Source organism: Vibrio sp. 10N, assembly GCF_036245475.1.
Lineage (GTDB): Bacteria > Pseudomonadota > Gammaproteobacteria > Enterobacterales > Vibrionaceae > Vibrio.
Genome location: NZ_BTPM01000001.1, coordinates 920,965 through 939,351 on the forward strand (window position 1 = coordinate 920,965; position 18,387 = coordinate 939,351).

At 47.4% G+C, this 18,387-nt stretch carries 16 protein-coding genes; 13 read left to right on the forward strand and 3 right to left on the reverse strand.

The genetic code is table 11. The features are described from left to right. The first annotated feature begins 1 nt into the window (after position 1). The 13 genes from AAA946_RS04520 (at position 2) to AAA946_RS04580 (ending at position 14,520) form a co-directional block, all read left to right on the forward strand. Complete coding sequence (locus AAA946_RS04520; protein WP_338163788.1) at positions 2 to 970, forward strand: OmpA family protein; 969 nt, start codon at positions 2 to 4, stop codon at positions 968 to 970. Then, positions 963 to 1,253 (forward strand): hypothetical protein, encoded by a 291-nt coding sequence (locus tag AAA946_RS04525; protein ID WP_338163789.1) that lies wholly within the window; start codon positions 963 to 965, stop codon positions 1,251 to 1,253. The genes AAA946_RS04520 and AAA946_RS04525 overlap by 8 nt, the downstream gene beginning before the upstream one ends. Positions 1,254 to 1,641: 388 nt before the next feature. Then, a complete protein-coding gene (locus AAA946_RS04530; protein ID WP_338163790.1) occupies positions 1,642 to 3,099 on the forward strand; it encodes a protein adenylyltransferase SelO in 1,458 nt (485 codons plus the stop codon). A gap of 149 nt (positions 3,100 to 3,248) precedes the next feature. After that, positions 3,249 to 3,977, forward strand: a complete 729-nt coding sequence (locus AAA946_RS04535; protein WP_338163791.1) for a response regulator transcription factor — start codon at positions 3,249 to 3,251, stop codon at positions 3,975 to 3,977. A 3-nt stretch (positions 3,978 to 3,980) separates the two neighbouring features. Then, positions 3,981 to 5,435: an ATP-binding protein gene (locus AAA946_RS04540; protein WP_338163792.1), complete on the forward strand. Its 1,455-nt coding sequence runs from the start codon at positions 3,981 to 3,983 to the stop codon at positions 5,433 to 5,435. A gap of 138 nt (positions 5,436 to 5,573) precedes the next feature. Next, a complete protein-coding gene (locus tag AAA946_RS04545) occupies positions 5,574 to 6,827 on the forward strand; it encodes an ABC transporter substrate-binding protein (protein ID WP_338163793.1) in 1,254 nt (417 codons plus the stop codon). Positions 6,828 to 6,946: 119 nt separating this feature from the next. Then, positions 6,947 to 7,876, forward strand: a complete 930-nt coding sequence (locus tag AAA946_RS04550) for a carbohydrate ABC transporter permease (RefSeq protein ID WP_338163794.1) — start codon at positions 6,947 to 6,949, stop codon at positions 7,874 to 7,876. Then, entirely contained in the window at positions 7,873 to 8,730 is an 858-nt protein-coding gene (locus AAA946_RS04555) for a carbohydrate ABC transporter permease (protein WP_338163795.1), read from the forward strand. The genes AAA946_RS04550 and AAA946_RS04555 overlap by 4 nt, the downstream gene beginning before the upstream one ends. A 5-nt stretch (positions 8,731 to 8,735) precedes the next feature. Continuing rightward, entirely contained in the window at positions 8,736 to 9,848 is a 1,113-nt protein-coding gene (locus AAA946_RS04560; protein WP_338163796.1) for an ABC transporter ATP-binding protein, read from the forward strand. A gap of 202 nt (positions 9,849 to 10,050) precedes the next feature. Continuing rightward, entirely contained in the window at positions 10,051 to 11,220 is a 1,170-nt protein-coding gene (locus AAA946_RS04565) for a S8 family serine peptidase (RefSeq protein ID WP_338163797.1), read from the forward strand. A gap of 208 nt (positions 11,221 to 11,428) precedes the next feature. Continuing rightward, the gene (locus tag AAA946_RS04570) at positions 11,429 to 12,427 is read left to right on the forward strand and encodes a TRAP transporter substrate-binding protein (protein WP_338163798.1); all 999 of its coding nucleotides are present in this window, start codon (positions 11,429 to 11,431) and stop codon (positions 12,425 to 12,427) included. 75 nt (positions 12,428 to 12,502) lie between these two features. Beyond that, positions 12,503 to 13,156 carry a TRAP transporter small permease gene (locus AAA946_RS04575; protein WP_338163799.1) on the forward strand — a complete coding sequence of 218 codons (654 nt, stop codon included), beginning with the start codon at positions 12,503 to 12,505 and terminating at the stop codon, positions 13,154 to 13,156. A 2-nt stretch (positions 13,157 to 13,158) separates the two neighbouring features. Continuing rightward, positions 13,159 to 14,520: a TRAP transporter large permease gene (locus tag AAA946_RS04580; RefSeq protein WP_338163800.1), complete on the forward strand. Its 1,362-nt coding sequence runs from the start codon at positions 13,159 to 13,161 to the stop codon at positions 14,518 to 14,520. 33 nt (positions 14,521 to 14,553) lie between these two features. On the opposite strand, the gene AAA946_RS04585 is transcribed toward AAA946_RS04580, so the two are convergent. The 3 genes from AAA946_RS04585 to AAA946_RS04595 all read right to left on the reverse strand — a co-directional run bounded on the left by AAA946_RS04585 (position 14,554) and on the right by AAA946_RS04595 (position 17,970). Continuing rightward, positions 14,554 to 14,739, reverse strand: coding sequence for a hypothetical protein (locus AAA946_RS04585; RefSeq protein ID WP_338163801.1), 186 nt, complete (start codon positions 14,737 to 14,739; stop codon positions 14,554 to 14,556). Positions 14,740 to 14,824: 85 nt separating this feature from the next. Beyond that, positions 14,825 to 16,168: a sigma-54-dependent transcriptional regulator gene (locus tag AAA946_RS04590; protein ID WP_338163802.1), complete on the reverse strand. Its 1,344-nt coding sequence runs from the start codon at positions 16,166 to 16,168 to the stop codon at positions 14,825 to 14,827. Beyond that, on the reverse strand, positions 16,165 to 17,970 hold the full coding sequence (locus AAA946_RS04595) for a sensor histidine kinase (RefSeq protein WP_338163803.1): 1,806 nt from the start codon (positions 17,968 to 17,970) through the stop codon (positions 16,165 to 16,167). The genes AAA946_RS04590 and AAA946_RS04595 overlap by 4 nt, the downstream gene beginning before the upstream one ends. Positions 17,971 to 18,387 lie beyond the last annotated feature (417 nt).

Consider the following 18,387-nt stretch of genomic DNA (forward strand, 5'->3'; position numbering starts at 1 on the left):
TATGGAGCAGCCCATTGTCTTTGCCAGAAAAGGCCGCAAAAAACGCGATCCTTTGCAGCATGGTGGCTGGAAGGTCGCGATGGCAGACTTGATGATCTCCCTGATGTGCTTGTTCTTGGTACTGTGGATTTTGCAGGTGGTCGACGTTGATGATCAGAAAAAACTGCTCAATTATTTCGCTTACGGTAATGACCCAATTCAACACCATGGTACTACGGAGACGGGCGGTAATTCTGTAAATCCGCTGCCTTTGCCTTCAGTTGCCACTTCGCACTACGATGCTGAGCTACATCGAATTAATGACACGTCCGTATTGTCTGGGGAGTTCAACAGTCAGCAGGAGCTTGAGGTACTGGCCGAGCGAGTTAAACAGCAGCTTAGTGGTATTGATGCCCTTGGCAGTGTTGCTGTCGTTATTACCCCTCAAGGCCTAAAGCTGGTTATCGCCGATTCTGACAAAGGCCCGATGTTTTATCGTGGTGGTGCCAAAGTGACGCCGTTTTATCAAGACTTGTTACTGAGTTTGGCGCGATTACTGGCCAATATCGAAAATAAAATGATTATTACAGGTCACACCGATGCAAGCCGATTCAAAGGCGGGCGCACTACCAATTGGGAGTTGTCGAGCAATCGAGCTAACAGTGCTCGTTACTATCTTGATAAAGGAGGCCTGAGAGAGCGTCATATCTTCCAAGTATCTGGTATGAGCGATACCGCCCCCATTGATCTCGACAACCCGAAATCTGGTATTAATCGTCGAATCGAATTGTATATCTTAACGGCAGAAACCTTGCGCCAACTTAACGAGGTGTATAAAGAATTTGCGGCGTTCAGCTTCGATGACACGAATCCCCCATTGGGTGGGCAAGAGCTTGACTCACTGCTTGATAGCTCTAAGCAACAGGCGATCCGTGAAGCGACAAGCAATCAGCCGACTACGCCTTTTGAGGTCATGAAGCGCTATGACTAATTTAGTGATTCCCAGTACCAACATGCGCAAGTGTTTAGCGTGGCTCATTGTCGTTGACTACCTATTGATCGGCTTTTATGTCTATTTGGTGACGAGTTTGCTGTACTTTGATGTTTTCATGATTGGCGTACTGATAGCGGTCTACAATCTACTTATGGTCACTTTTGTTGTGAAACAGCCTGCTGGCTTCATCACGCTTTCCCGCGACAAGCACCTAGTACTGCCGATTTGTTTTGCGGCTTTTTTGGGATCAGTGATCGTAGTATTGACGGTTTTTTGGTGAAAAAACCTGACTCAGTTTCAAATAATTGTGCGACATATGTTGTAAAAATACCCGTTTGAGCCTATCTTGTAATCATAGTGTAATAAAAAGGAGATATTGCCTATGCATCAAGAAATGATTCAACCGACCAACCTTGGCGTTATTAGCCGCACTTGCCTTTTCTCTCTAGGTACCGTGCTCGCAATTCTAGCGATGCTCTAATAACAGTACTTCTTAGGGGACAGCCCAAACGCCTCGATTCAGTGCACACCGTACTTGGCAATCATCGCAAATGGGCGTTCCTCTAGGCGCAAACTCTCCATAATACCCACACTTTTCGTTTCTTTTTTAAACCCCTCTAATCGCTATACTCATATCAACTCTGTTGTGATTAAAAAATGAGCTCGATATGTCGTTGTTAGATGAAATCAAGGTTAGCCACCGCTATACCACATTGCCTTCAGGCTTTTTTCATCATGTTTTGCCAACCCCCCTCGATAACCCGAGATGGGTCAGCTGGAATCAACCACTCGCAGAGCGTTTCGGTTTTAGCAGTGACGCGCCACAATCTTCAGAGTTACTCAGTGTGCTCTCGGGAAGTCTCCCTACCGATAAGTTTAAACCTCTAGCCATGAAGTACGCTGGACACCAGTTTGGTACCTATAACCCAGATTTGGGTGATGGACGCGGACTCTTGCTGGGGGAGCTCGTGGCGGACACTGGTATTGTCTTCGATTTGCACCTTAAAGGCGCAGGGCAAACACCCTATTCTCGAATGGGGGATGGTCGCGCTGTACTGCGTTCAACCATTCGTGAGTATTTGTGCAGTGAAGCGATGGCAGAGCTGGGCGTGCCGACGACACGAGCGCTGGGCATGATGGTGAGTGACACGCCGGTGTATCGTGAAAAGGTAGAGCAAGGCGCTTTGCTGCTGCGATTGGCTGAATCGCATATTCGTTTTGGGCACTTTGAACATTTCTTTTATACCGAGCAACATGACCTGCTTCGGCACCTTGCAGATAAAGTCATTGAGTGGCACTTCCCTCAATGTCAGGAAGCAAAGCGGCCCTATCTTGCGATGTTTGAGCGCATCATAGCGCTGACAGCGGACTTGATTGCTCACTGGCAATCCATAGGGTTTGCCCATGGAGTGATGAATACCGATAACATGTCTATTTTGGGGCAAACATTGGATTATGGGCCGTTTGGCTTTATGGATGAATATCAGCCGAGCTATGTGTGTAATTACTCTGATTACGAGGGACGTTATGCGTTCGATCGTCAACCTTCCATCGCTCTTTGGAACCTGACGGCATTGGCACAGGCGCTGACACCACTGATTGAACGGGCCGAACTGGAGGCCGCTCTTGAGCATTTTTCTCCGCGGCTGCAAAGTCAGTACAGTGCTCAAATGCGCGAGAAGTTTGGTTTGTATACCAAGCAGCCTCAGGATGGCACATTCTTTGAGGATAGTTTTGTTTTGCTGGAATCGGAGGGTATTGATTATCCTCGTTTCTTCCGTGCGTTATCGTGCTTAGACATACAGGGTAATGGTTCACTCCTAAATTTGTTTGTGGACAGAAACAAAGCCGAGACGTGGCTTAAGCGGTATTTACGGCGATGCGACAAAGAGACCATATCAGCATCTGAGCGCGGCAAGCAGATGCGAACGGTGAACCCTAAGTACATCTTACGAAATTATCTGGCTCAGCAAGCTATTGAAAAAGCGGAGCAAGGCGACTTTGCATTCGTGAATACCTTAGCGAAGGTGCTAAAAACTCCGTACGATGAGCAACCAGACTATGAGTATCTGGCGAAACGGCCGCCTGATTGGGGAAAAACAATGGTGATCAGTTGCTCTTCTTAGTGTGAGCTACAGGCGCAAATTGGTCACCTCCATGTCATTTTTGTGAACTTGAGCAAAACTAAGTGGCAAAATTTATAAACGAATCAATAATAACTCTTCGCCAAAACCCTTACACTGTAGAGATCGCAGTACAGAGTTAAGGGAACGTAATGCAGGCTAAGACGCACATTTTAGTGGTGGATGATGATGAGGAAATCCGTCTATTACTTGAAGAGTATCTGACAAAGGCAGGTTTTCAAGTCTCTGGGGCGGAAGATGGTGTAGAGATGGAGCTGTTCATCAAAGCCAAAGGCTATCCTGATCTCATTTTGCTTGATGTGATGCTACCTGGCGACGATGGATTCACATTGTGTCAACGAGTGAGGCGTGAATCTCAGGTACCGATTATTATGCTCACCGCGGTGTCCGATGAGACGGATCAGATCATTGGCCTTGAGATTGGTGCCGATGACTACATTGCCAAACCGTTTAGCCCAAGGCAGCTAATGGCTCGTATTAAAGCCTTGCTGCGCCGAGCGCACATTCACGAAGATAAACATGACGATACGCCACCTAGAACCATCGACTTTGGTGACTGGCATCTTGATACAATCGCACATCGAATGACTAATAGAGTTAACGGTCGAAGTCATGATCTCTCTGGCAGTGATTTTGCGCTGTTGATGCTGTTTTTATCGCGCCCGAACGAAATTCTCGACCGAGACACGATTTCCTTTGCCACGCGCGGCCGTGAGGCGCTGCCTTATGAGCGGGGAATTGATGTGCAGCTGAGCCGCATTCGTAATCGTCTTGGAACCAGCAAAGCCTATCCTCACTATATTAAAACCATGCGTGGTAACGGCTATATTTTATCAGTGCCTGTGGAGTATGGTCAGTAACTCATGGTTAGAGCGCGATGGTTCAAGCGGCTAAGCCCCAATTCGTTGGTAGCACGCACACTGCTGCTTACTTTGTTAGCGGTATTTTTCTCTCAAGGTGTACTCACGACTATTTGGTATCAGAAAACCAAGCAAGATGAGCTTTCTGGTATCCGTGATACCTCAGCGAGCATGGCGACCATGTTTGCTTCTACCGTCACTTTCTTTCAAAAGTTGCCGATTAAATACCGTCATATTGTGTTAGATCAGATCCGCAATATGGGCGGTACGCGCTTTTTTGTCTCTTTTAATCATGAAGAGCTACTGGTTGACCCTATCCCTGATACACCGCTTAAAGAGGCGGCAATGATGTCGGTACAGAGGGTGTTGGTCGATAAGCTGCCTACCATTGAAGCGGTCAAAGTGGACTTCTCAAAAGCAGAGAACCTTAGGCTGCTTAAAAACGACATTTTCTTAAGTGACTTACCAAGATCTTGGGCCCATCACACGCTGACTCTCGGCCCGCTTGACCCTCCTATATTGGTGGTGCAGTTAAAGCTCAAGCCGGGTGAGTGGATTTATATTGCTGCTTTATTGCCATCTCCGTATATGCAGTTGGACGATCAGTTTTTCTCCAAAGATCAGTTGGTGTTTTTGGTGATATTTACTTCATTGATGCTGATGCTGACATTCTTGTTGGTCCGAGCTCAAGTGAAGCCGCTCAAGCGTCTCGCGAAAGCGGCCAACGAGATGAGCATGGATATCGACCAGTCGCCACTCAAGGAGCAGGGAGCTACCGAGCTTGTTACGGCGACTCGGGCGTTCAATCGCATGCAAACTCGGATCCGCAAATACGTTGCGGACAGAGAACATTTGTTTTCGTCCATTTCTCACGATCTCAAAACGCCGATCACCCGTTTACGGTTGAGAGCAGAACTGCTTGATGATGACACTAAGCGCAATAAATTTAATCAAGATCTTGATGACTTGGAAATGATGGTGAAAGGGGCGCTTCAATGTGTGCGGGATACGGATTTGCATGAGAACAATGACTTCATTGACCTTAACGAGATGATTCGCAATGTTTCCGAAACGTATAACCAAGTCCACACTCAGGTTAGCTTTACCGCACAGCCGATGGAGCCTGTCGTGCTCAAGCCACTGGCGATAAAACGAGTCCTCACTAACCTTATTGATAACGCGGTGAAGTACGGTAAACATGCATTTGTGTCGATAGAAGAGAGTCCCGCCTGGATCGTCATCACAATTTTAGATAAAGGTCATGGCATACCAGATGCGCAGCTAGAAGCGGTATTTGAACCATATACTCGTCTTGCGAATGACAAAGATGGTCACGGGCTAGGTCTTGGGATCTGCCGCAGTATCTTGCATGGACTGGGGGGAGACTTAGTGATCCGCAATGCGCAGCAGGGTGGATTGGAGGCCAAGATCTATCTTCCGCCGAATCTGGAGGCTTAGTGATAGAATTCACAATGTAACCCAGTTGTTACATTGTGGTAACAGTTTGTTGCAGTATGTAAGTTGGGGTTTATCTACACTGAGTAGCGAACAGAGGCAAGAATGCCTTTCGTCTAATCCAATACATGGAAGATAATAATGAAAATGAATAAAACCCTACTGACCCTATCCCTCGCTGCTGCCACCCTACCTTCGCTGTCGAGCGCTGGTGAAGTTGAAGTACTTCACTGGTGGACTTCTGGTGGTGAGGCAAAATCCGTCCAAGCACTAAAAGCGATGCTGGAAGAACAAGGTCACTCATGGAAGGACTTTGCAGTAGCTGGTGGTGGCGGTGAAAGTGCGATGACAGTACTAAAAACTCGAGCAGTATCGGGTAATCCTCCTTCGGCGGCGCAAATCAAAGGCCATGACATTCAAGAGTGGGGCGGCTTGGGCTTCCTGACGAATCTTGATGATGTTGCACAGTCTGGTGGATGGGATGCCAGCGTACCTAGCATGGTCACAGACGTGATGAAGTTCAACGGCGAATACGTAGCAGTACCAGTCAATGTTCACCGTGTTAACTGGCTGTGGGCAAACCCAGAGGTTTTAGCAAAAGCGGGCGTAGAAGTACCGAAAACGCTGGATGATTTCTTTGCTGCTGCAGAGAAAATCAAAGCAGCAGGTTACATCCCTCTCGCACACGGTGGTCAGCCTTGGCAAGACGCAACCGTATTTGAAGCCGTTGCGCTGGACGTACTTGGTTCAGATGACTACCGTAAAGCGTTTGTCGACCTAGATATGGACACGCTATCAGGTGACAAGATGGTCGAAGTCTTCACCAAGTTCCAAAAAGTGCATGACTACATCGATGCGAACTCTCCGGGCCGTGACTGGAACGTTGCAACCTCGATGGTTATCAATGGTGAAGCGGCAATGCAAATCATGGGTGACTGGGCGAAAGGTGAGTTCACTGCCGCGGGTAAGGTACCGGGCAAAGACTATATCTGTGCTCCAGCGCCAGGTACAGATGGCCAGTTCACGCATAACGTCGATAGTTTCGCGTTCTTTGAAATCAAAGATGAAAGCAACGTAGCGGCGCAAAAAGCGTTAGCAGCAACTATCTTGGATAAGAAGTTCCAAGAAGTGTTCAACCTCAACAAGGGTTCAATCCCAGTTCGTACCGATATGGACATGAGCGCGTTTGACCAATGTGCTCTGGACTCAATGGCGAGCTTCAAAGCCACGGCGAAAACCGGTGATCTTGTCCCGAGTATGGCACACGGTATGTCGACAACCAGTTACGCTCAAGGTGCTATCTACGACGTAGTCACAAACTTCTTTAACGATCCAAAAGCGGATCCAAAAGAAGCAGCACAGAAGCTAGCGAAAGCAGTTAAAGCGGCTATCTAGTCACTTCCTCCTAAACTAAGCGTTAAAGCTGACTCTCTCCCTTGAATTAGGGAGAGAGCGGTGCCTTGCACCCTTAGCGCTTGCTCAATTCCGAAAGCAGTTATCATTAAGGAAAAGTTATGGAGCAGGCTTTGAATGCACAAGACTCAAATAAGCAGTCCGCACCAAAACCGAGCTTGGTAGATCGCCTTCAACATTGGCTACCAAAAATAGTCATGGCACCCACCATGCTCGTTACCCTAGTGTGTATTTACGGGTTCATCTTTTGGACTGCGGCAATCTCATTAACCAACTCGCGTTTTCTTCCTTCGTTCAACTTTGTTGGCTTTGCTCAGTATGAGAAGCTGATGGACAACGACCGTTGGATCACTTCCATCACCAATCTCGGTATCTTTGGCGTGCTGTTCATGCTGATAGCGATTGTGCTCGGTGTTGGACTCGCCATATTGCTTGACCAAAATATCCGTCAAGAAGGCGCAATTCGTACTATCTACCTCTACCCGATGGCACTCTCTTTCATTGTCACAGGTACAGCGTGGAAATGGATCTTAAACCCAGGTCTCGGCATCGAAAAACTCATGCATGATTGGGGATTTGAAAACTTCCAGTTTGATTGGCTCGTAAACTCCGATATGGCGGTCTACACCCTCGTGATTGCAGCAGTTTGGCAATCATCTGGCTTTGTTATGGCCATGTTCTTAGCTGGGCTTCGTGGCATTGATTCATCGATCATTAAAGCAGCGCAAATCGATGGTGCAAATTTGCCAACCATTTATTGGAAAATCATTTTGCCTTGTCTGCGTCCTGTGTTCTTTAGCGCAGTCATCATTACTTCTCACATCGCCATCAAGAGTTTTGATTTGGTGACGGCGATGACCGCAGGTGGTCCTGGATACTCATCCGACTTGCCAGCGCTATTTATGTACGCGCACTCATTTACTCGTGGACAGATTGGTCTTGGTGCCGCCAGTGCCATGATGATGCTGGCAGGGATACTGGCCATTTTGGTTCCGTATTTGTACTCAGAGCTTAGGGAGAAGAAATCATGAACACGTCGATGAATCTCTCAAGACTCTTTATCTACTCAGCGTTGACCTTTTTCTGTTTGGTTTATCTGATGCCACTGTTTGTCATGGTCATCACGTCATTTAAGACGCTGCCTGATATAAAAGCGGGCAACCTAATGTCGCTGCCAACCGAGTGGGTGTTTGATGCGTGGCGCAAGGCGTGGGACAGCGCGTGTACTGGCGTAAAATGTGAAGGGGTAAAGAGCTACTTTTGGAACTCATTCCAGATGGTGATCCCGGCGGTGGCAATTTCAACTCTGCTGGGTGCGTTCAACGGTTACGTTATCACTAAGTGGAAGTTTCGAGGCTCCGATCTGTTTTTCAGCTTGCTACTGTTCGGGTGCTTTATTCCGTTTCAAGTCATCTTGCTGCCAATGGCGGCGCTGCTTGGCAAACTAGGTCTAGCGAACACAACCGCAGGTTTGGTCGCGGTACACGTTATCTATGGTATGGCGTTTACGACACTGTTCTTCCGTAACTTCTACATTGCGGTGCCGGATGAGCTCGTCAAAGCAGCCAAACTGGATGGTGCAGGCTTCTTCACTATCTTCTTTAAAATCCTGCTGCCACTCTCAACACCTATCATCATGGTGACAGTGATTTGGCAGTTCACCTCAATTTGGAATGACTTCTTATTTGGGGTCGTCTATTCAGGCTCTGAGACGCAGCCGATAACGGTCGCGCTCAACAACTTGGTCAACACGAGTACTGGCGTCAAAGAGTACAACGTTGACATGGCCGCTGCGATCATCGCTGCGTTGCCAACGCTGGTGGTCTACGTACTGGCAGGGAAGTATTTTGTTCGCGGTCTCACTGCGGGTTCAGTAAAAGGATAATCAACATGGCAACATTAGAACTTAAACAGATCCGTAAGACCTATCGCAATGCGGACAATGAAACCCTTAAAGGCATCGATATCAGTATCGACTCCGGTGAGTTCCTTATCCTTGTAGGGCCATCGGGCTGCGGCAAATCGACCTTGATGAACACCATTGCCGGTCTTGAGGATATCAGCGCAGGTGAAATCGTGATTGATGGTCGTGATGTCGCTCAGGTGCAGCCAAAAGATCGTGATATCGCTATGGTGTTCCAATCTTACGCGCTTTACCCAAATATGACGGTGCGTGGCAACATCGCCTTTGGTCTAAAAATTCGCAAGATGCCTCAGGATCAAATTGATGCCGAAGTAAACCGTGTTGCAGAGATGCTGCAAATTGACCATTTACTGGATCGCAAACCATCGCAGCTCTCGGGTGGTCAGAGACAAAGGGTAGCTATGGGCCGAGCATTGGCTCGTCGTCCTAAGCTCTACTTGTTTGATGAGCCGTTATCTAACCTAGATGCGAAATTGCGTGTCGAGATGCGCCATCAGATCAAGCGTTTGCATCAACAACTCAAGACTACGATTGTGTATGTGACCCACGACCAAATCGAAGCCATGACTCTCGCCGACCGTATCGCGGTGATGAAAGATGGTGAGTTACAGCAGTTGGGAACGCCAAAGGAGATCTACAACGAGCCAAACAATATGTTTGTGGCAGGGTTTATGGGCTCTCCTTCGATGAACTTTATCAAAACTCGAGTTGACCTCGATGAGAACGATAAGCCCATTATTTATGTGGTTTCTGGTGACAATCAGCGGCATGTGGTTGCGCTGCCTGAAGCTCTGCGTCCGCAAGACGGCAATGAAATCGTTATTGGCTTGCGCCCGGAGCATATTACCGAAAAGCTTGAAGAAGAGGCGTCAGTAGCGACCCAAGTTAGCTTGAAGCTTGAAGTCCTTGAGCCAACGGGGCCTGACGTCATCGCTATGGTTAAAGTGAACGACCAAGAAGTTGCATGCCGTTTGTCGCCAGAGTTTGATGCCAGTGTAGGACAGACGGCGCCACTCTACTTTGATATGTCTAAAGCGGTATTTTTCGATGCAGAGACTGAGCAGCGATTAATCGTTTAACGACCCGTAACTCATTATCAACCCAAAGAAAGCCGAAGGCAATCGACGAGATTGCCTTCGGCTTCAAACATATATAGCCAAGGGGACGTGTTACGTTGATTCTCAAAGATGCAATAGTCCCTTTTGGCTGAGTGTTTACTTACTAACTATAATTCTTACCACGAGTCAGTCATTCATACTCAACCAAGATATGGGAGGATTTATGAAGCTGTCTAATGTAACAATGGCCATTGCCACTATCGCACTGAGTACATCACTGCAAGCAGGTGTAAAGCAAGGTCATGATTTTACCAATCAATATATCGTTGTGTTCAACAGCGGAGTCTCGGAGTCTAAGCGCAGTGAAGTGGCGAATTTTGTTCTACAGAACAAAGGTAAGGTCACTCAACATTACCGCCATGCACTCAAAGGGATGTCAGTGAATTTGCCCCCTCAAGCGAAAGCTCAATTGTCTCGATTTAGTGAGGTCGCATATATAGAACAAGACCGTTTGATGGTAGCACTTCCTCGAGGAGGGAAGCCTAATAGAGGAGGGGATGATACCAGTCCACCTCAAGAGCAACAGACGCCTTGGGGAGTGACTCGAGTCGGTGGGCCGAGTAGCAATGGTCCGTTCGCGACGGCGTGGGTGATAGACACTGGAATCGATAGTCGTCATGCCGACTTAAACGTAGATACAGCGCGAGGAGCGAACTTTACTCGCGGAAAAAACACCACTGAAGATGGAAATGGGCATGGGACTCACGTTGCGGGCACGATAGCGGCTGTCGACAATACGATTGATGTTGTTGGGGTGGCTCCAGGCGCCAAAGTAGTGCCAGTTCGCGTCCTTGACAATAACGGTAGTGGTAGTATGTCTGGGGTGATCGCAGGGGTCGATCATGTTGCTGCCAATGCTGGCCCAGGTGATTGCGCTAATATGAGCTTAGGTGGTGCAGGGTACTCGCAGGCTTTGGATGAAGCGTTAATTAATGCCGTGGAGTTGACCGGGGTGACATTTGCTATTGCCGCTGGTAACAGCGGAGCCGATATTATTGGCTACACGCCGGCGGTGACCCAGTATCCGGGGGTCTATACGATATCAGCGTTTGCAAGTGGTGATAGCGTTGCGAGCTTCTCCAACTTCTCAAATAATAATGTTTATACTCGCTCAGATGGTGTATCTGTTGCCTCGACGATGGAGTTTGCTATGCCAGGCGTTAATGTTCTGTCAACGCAAGCAGGAGGCGGTGTAGTGGCTTACAACGGAACGTCCATGGCCGCGCCCCATTTTTGTGGTGTGGTGCTTGCCGTCGGTATCGAAAATATCACGATTGATGGTTATATTGCGGACCCAAGAGACAGCTATCCAGATCCAGTCGCCAGCCAGTAGTTGGTGGAAATCCACCCATTTTAACCAACGCCTTGTATGGGTTTCCACTCATCAAGGCTTGGTTACCTGAGTCTTATATGACACATTCTTGATTTTATCTATTATTAATCAATAGTTTAAAATTAATTTTTAACTTGGCATTGTTGTTGCTCCTTGTAGAACATCAGTACCCATAGATGGGACTGCATTCATTCAAAGGAGAATAATAATGTTAAAGCCTCTATCCCTATTGTCTGCCTCTGCGCTTGCGCTTGTTAGCTTCAATGCGGCTGCCAACTGTGACCCAGGTGAGATTGTCATTAAGTTCAGTCACGTAACCAATACTGACAAGCATCCAAAAGGCATTGCCGCGTCATTGCTTGAAGAGCGCGTGAATACCGAAATGAACGGTAAAGCGTGTATGCAGGTGTTCCCCAACTCAACACTGTACGATGATAATAAAGTTCTCGAAGCCCTTTTGAACGGTGATGTTCAACTTGCCGCTCCTTCACTTTCTAAATTCGAGAAGTTTACTAAGAAGTACCGCATCTTCGACCTACCATTCCTGTTTGAAAACGTAGAGGCAGTCGATCGTTTCCAAAATTCAGAGTCAGGTGAAAAGCTTAAGAATGCGATGAAGCGTCGTGGCCTTCAAGGTCTAGCGTTTTGGCATAACGGTATGAAGCAGATGTCGGCGAACAAGCCGCTGTTGGTCCCTGGTGATGCGAAAGATCTGAAGTTCCGTGTTCAAGCCTCTGATGTTCTGGTTGCACAGTTTGAGCAGCTCGGTGCTAACCCGCAGAAAATGTCGTTCAAAGAAGTATACGGTGGCCTGCAAACTAAGGTTATCGATGGTCAAGAGAATACTTGGTCAAACATTTACGGTAAAAAGTTCTTTGAAGTACAGGACGGCGTAACCGAAACCAACCACGGCATCCTTGATTACCTTGTCGTGACATCTCGTGAGTTCTGGGATGGTATGCCAGAGGATACGCGTGATCAGTTTGCTCAAATCCTCAAAGAAGTGACGGACACTCGTAACGCTGAGTCGACCAAGGTTAACTTGGCTAACAAAAATAACATTGTCGAGTCTGGCGGTGTTGTCCGCACTTTGACACCAGAACAGCGTCAACAATGGGTAGAAGCGCTTCAACCAGTATGGAAGAAGTTTGAGAAGGATATCGGCTCTGATCTTATCGAAGCGGCTCTTGCTTCTAATCAACAGTAATCACTAAGCAGCACATGGCCTCACGGTTGTGAGGTCATTTTCCCTGTCCCAATTATTACAAAAGCGATGTATCACATGGAACAGTCTCTTATCTCTCGTATTGGCAAAGTGACCGATGCCTTTGAAGAAACGTTGATTGCGTTCTTCTTAGGTGCGATGACGTTGTTGACCTTTGCTAATGTTATTTCTCGTTATGTGTTTAACGACAATATCTTATGGGCACTTGAACTTACCGTCTTTATGTTCGCCTGGATGGTGTTGGTCGGCGCGTCTTATGGTGTGAAAAAGCATTTTCATATCGGTGTGGATGTGGTGATCAACATGGTATCGGAAAAGCACCGTAAGCTGTTTGCCATCTTTTCTGTTTTGGCCTGTCTGACTTTCTCAGTTTTACTACTCATTGGTTCATGGAACTACTGGTATCCGTTTGTTACGGATAGAGCTTGGTATGAAACCGATGATATCCCTATGCCAGAAATGCTGCAGTTTCTAGCCGATTGGCTCAATGAAGGTGAGCGCTACGAAAAAATGCCGCGCTTTATTCCATACATGGCTTTGCCTATTGGTATGGCGATGCTGACATTTCGATTTACCCAGGCTGCGTATCAAATTATCACCGGAAAACTGGATCGCTTAATTGCCGGCCACGAAGCGGAAGAAGATCTGGAAGCGCTGAAAGCCGAGATGCAAGACAACGCGTTTGATAACGTTAAGGACAAGGATAAATAAGCATGGATATTCTATTACTCTTTTTGATGGTGATAGGCTTTATGCTTATCGGGGTACCGATCGCGGTATCGCTTGGCCTATCGAGTATTTTGTTTTTGTTAATGCATTCGGATGCGTCATTGGCATCAGTCGCGCAGACGCTGTTTAACGCCTTTGCTGGCCACTACACACTTCTCGCGATCCCCTTCTTTATTCTCGCCTCAAGCTTTATGTCGACCGGTGGTGTTGCGAAGCGAATTATCCGCTTTGCGATCGCAATGGTGGGCTGGTTTCGCGGTGGTCTGGCGATGGCATCGGTAGTGGCTTGTATGATGTTTGCGGCGCTGTCTGGCTCGTCTCCAGCCACCGTGGTCGCCATCGGTAGTATTGTTATCGCAGGTATGATCAAAAACGGCTACACCAAAGAGTTCGCCGCAGGGGTTATCTGTAATGCGGGCACGCTGGGTATTCTTATTCCGCCATCTATCGTTATGGTGGTTTACGCGGCAGCGACGGATGTGTCGGTAGGGCGTATGTTCCTGGGTGGCGTTATTCCGGGGCTGCTAGCAGGTCTCATGCTGATGATCGCTATCTATATTGCCGCGAAGGTAAAGGGGTTACCGAAACAACCCTTTGTCGGTTGGAAAGAAGTCTTCGATTCTGCTCGTGAAGCGAGTTGGGGTCTGCTGTTAGTGGTGATTATCCTCGGTGGTATCTATGGCGGGGTGTTTACACCAACGGAAGCGGCGGCAGTGGCAGCGGTTTACTCGTTCTTGATTGCCAACTTTATCTACAAAGATATGGGGCCATTCGCGGACAAGGAAAACACCAAACCAGCGATAGTAAAAGTGTTCCAGACCTTTGTTCACAAAGATACCAAGCACACACTCTTTGAGGCAGGTAAGCTCACTATTATGCTGCTGTTTATCATTGCGAATGCGTTGATTCTGAAACACGTACTGACAGAAGAGCGTATTCCACAGATGATCACCGAATCCATGCTTTCAGCAGGTTTAGGGCCTATCACCTTCCTGATTGTGGTTAACGTTCTGCTGCTTATCGGTGGTCAATTTATGGAACCGTCTGGTCTGCTTATCATTGTGGCGCCGTTGGTGTTTCCAATCGCTATCGCGTTAGGCATCGACCCTATTCACCTTGGCATCATGATGGTAGTGAACATGGAGATTGGCATGATAACGCCGCCAGTTGGCCTTAACTTGTTTGTGACGGCTGGGGTAGCGAAGATGTCGATGATGGGCGTGGTGAAAGCCGCACTGCCTTGGGTGGCAGTGATGTTCTTGTTCTTGATCATTGTTACTTACGTGCCTTGGGTTTCAACTTGGCTGCCAACGACCCTAATGGGGCCTGAAATCATCACCAAGTAAAAAAACTTAGTCATTAACAGCAAAAGGAGGTCGTTAGACCTCCTCATCAATATGTTTGCCGTAAATTTCTCGAGGATCAGGCTGGTAACGTCTTTCATACAGCACACGTTTTGGTTTAGCCTGGCGTCTCTCCCCACTAGCGACACGTTGTTCAACGTAAAAAATGCCATCTATCTCAACTGTGTCAGAAATGAAGGGCACTTTGGTTTTTTCCCCCATAACGACTCCTTATTAATAATTATGTATGCAACTCCATGGCTACACTTTCAAGTATAGGAGATATCAATCACAGTTCTAGCTTATTTTAGTGTTCGCTTTTATAGGATTCCTTAATAAGCTGATATTTCTGCATTTTATCGTACAGTGTTTTTCTTGGTACATTGAGTTTTTCCATCGTTTGCTTGATGCTGCCATTAGTTTCGACCAATGCTTGTTCAATGACGCTTTTTTCAAACAATCCCACCTGTTCAGCAAGGCTTTGACCCCACTCTTGGTTATCATTTTGTGGGTTACCCGCCTGAATTTTTCCGAGTAGCACAAAACGCTCAGCTGAGTTTCTTAGTTCTCTTACGTTACCAGGCCAGTCATGGCTGATTAATTGGCTGAGCTGAGTCGCAGAGAGAGCGTTGGCCGTTTTGCCATAACGGGAGGCGGCGACAAGTTGAAAGTGATGGAAAAGGGCGGCGATGTCGTCTTTTCTATCTCGTAGTGGAGGAAGATCAAGAGTGACAATGTTGAGTCGATAGTAGAGGTCCTGTCGAAATTCACCGGCCAGTGAGGCTTGGTTCAGATCCGTTTTGGTTGCGGCGATAACGCGGATATTTAAAGGAATGAGGGTATTGGAACCCACTCGTTCAATGGCGCGCTCTTGCAGTACACGAAGCAGGCGGATTTGCGCCTGCATGGGCATAGATTCAATTTCATCGAGAAACAGTGTGCCGCCTTGGGCATGCTCAAATTTACCTATTCGAACGCTTTCCGCCCCAGTAAAGGCGCCTTTTTCATGTCCGTACAACTCACTCTCAATCAAGTTTTCAGGCACGGCGCCGCAGTTGACGGCAACAAAGTTGGCATCACGTCGACGGCTTTGTTCGTGCAAAGAGCGTGCGACCAGCTCTTTGCCGGTGCCAGTTTCGCCAAACAGGAGAATATCGGCTTCCGTATCGGCAACTAGGCCAATCGTTTCTCGTAAGCCTTGTATTACCGGAGTATCGCCGATGATTCTCGGGCCTAACGTTTGGCTGGCCTTTAGTGAGCGTTTGAGCTGCTCGTTTTCTAAGGTGAGCTGGCGCTTTTCAATAGCGCGCTGAGTGATCTCGATAAGGCGCTCTGCAGAAAATGGCTTTTCAATAAAGTCATACGCGCCATCTTGAATGGCTTGCACTGCCATGGATATGTCGCCGTGGCCAGTGATAAGAATAACCGGAATGCCAGGGTGATGATGACAGACAGTATTGAGTAAATCCAACCCCGACAATCCAGGTAATCGGATATCGGAAATGATGGCAAGTGGCGCTTCTTGTTTGAGGTCGAGTAGCGCATCCTCGACACTGGCAAAGCACTTCGCGTCGATATCGGCGAGTTCAAAGCTTTGCTCTAAGGCAATGCGAATGTCCGATTCGTCATCAATAAAAAACACTTGGCTCATGAAGGCTTCCTTGTTGGTGTCGTAGCAGGCTTAGAAAGAGGCAGCTCCACACTAAAGCGAGCGCCACCTAGTGCAGATTGAGTAACATGGATCTGACCATCTAGGTTTTGAATGATTTGCTGGGAAATAGACAGCCCTAACCCTAAACCGTTTTCCTTAGTGGTGTAGAAAGGCTCAAACAGTGTTGGGGATGAATAGTCTTCTAAACCAGGACCTGAATCGTCGACGTGTATCATCACCGTGTGCTCCATCTCCTCGACAGTCAGTTGTAGCTGTTTTTGCGGACTGTTTTCCATCGCCTGCATTGCATTGGTCATTAGATTAATCAGCACCTGTTCTAACTGAATAGGGTTAATGACAACAAGGGTATCTTGCTGCGCAATGACACTATCCAGTTTTACCTGAAGGCTTTTTATCTGCGGTTGAATGAGTTCGATGGTTGAGAAAATGACGGGTGCTAATTTCACTTCACTCAGCTCATTGGCGTCACTGCGTCTGGCAAAAGACTTGAGCTGCTGGCTGATTTTCGCCATTCGTTCCGTCAGGGCAACAATGCGGCTGAGGTTGTCTTTCGCGCGTTCGACTTTGTGCTTGTCGATAAAGCGTTGACCATTTTCAGCAAAGCTACGAATCGCCGCAAGCGGGTTATTGAGTTCATGGCTAATGCTGGCCGACATCTGGCCAAGCACGGCAAGCTTTGCTGCCTGAATCAATTCATCTTGGGCTTGGCGAAGGGCTTTTTCGGTTTTCACTCGCTCATCTATTTCGACATGCAGTTCTGCGGTTCTTTCCATGACTTGAAATTCTAGTTTTTGTTTTGCTTCCGCTTGTAGCTGTTCGATTTGCCGGTGTCGATAACGACGATTCTCAGCAAGAGCAATGAACAAATAAACAGAGATAAACACCAAAGCCAGCACGCTAATGAAACCAAATACATCGACATACAAGGTCGACAAGGGGGTGAGCACGCGAAGTATCAGGTTGGGGATGCCCGAATCGCGTTGGGTCGCTAAATAGTGCCGGGTAAACAGGTTACCTTTTGGATTGGTGAGCAGCGTAGAGCTGGCCAATAAGTCACCTTGGAAACCCAGACTTGTAATCGTGGTTTGCAGATACTGCCTTGAATCACGGATGGAGGTTAACGTGTCTGAGTCGATATCGGTTAGGCTGGTAAATAGCCAGTCGGAATCGCTGGACATAAACACAATTTGATTATTGTCGGTCGCCACATAAATGCTGGTGTCACTTTGCCAGCTGCGCTCTATTGAAGACAGATCCATTTTGACCACAACAACACCAATATGGTCGGCGGCATAGGTAACGGGAAACGAGTAATAATAACCCCTTTGTCCAGATGTCGACCCTAAAGCAAAGTAAGCACTTTGGTTGCCCTCAATTGCTTGCTGAAAGTAGGGACGAAACGCAAAGTTTTTACCGACAAACGAATGAGGAAGGTTCCAATTGCTCGCCGCGATGGTATTACCGTAGCGATCGAGAAGGTAAGTGTCGGAAGCAAGAATGATTTTGTTAGCTTGCTGCAAATAGCGGTTGGTGACTTCTATTTGTGCAGAATTGTTGGGGGCTTGGAGTGCATCGACCAACTCTTTATCTTGGGAAAGCAGTTGAGGGATATGACGGTATTTGTCGAGTTTACTGTCAATCGTCTCGACAAAGCGGTTGAGCCAGTTTTGATGCTGAAGTTGCATCGCTTCCAAACTGTGGCTCCAGTACCAATGACCAGCGGTAGCGGAGATGAAAGTAAACAGTGCAATAAAGCTCACCAAAATCCGTTTTAATCGCATGACTATACCCCTACCGCTCAATACGTTATAGGTTAACGAATATGACTGGTTTGTGGCGAAAAAGTTATAAGAACTGAGAGGTGAATGTGCTGCAAAACAGGAGCAAGATCTCTTTTTTCGTCTTTCACTAAAAAAAGCCCTTCTATCTCTTGAAAAAGACGATATTGTCCCCATTTCATTGTGGACTTGGGAGAAAACAGCCATGTTTCCCCAATTCTTTGAGTAATTAGCGACAAAAGCGTCGATTGACCCGACTTCGACTCGACAGGGTAGGTGGAGATCGCTAGAATGTCGCGTCTGAAATTTTGTCCTGAGACTAATCAGAGATGCCTTTAAACTGACTCGTTCAGTGTAACGAAGACGTCACTCATTAGTCCGGTATCCAGAGCAGGGTGCTATGTAAAGCATGATTGGCTG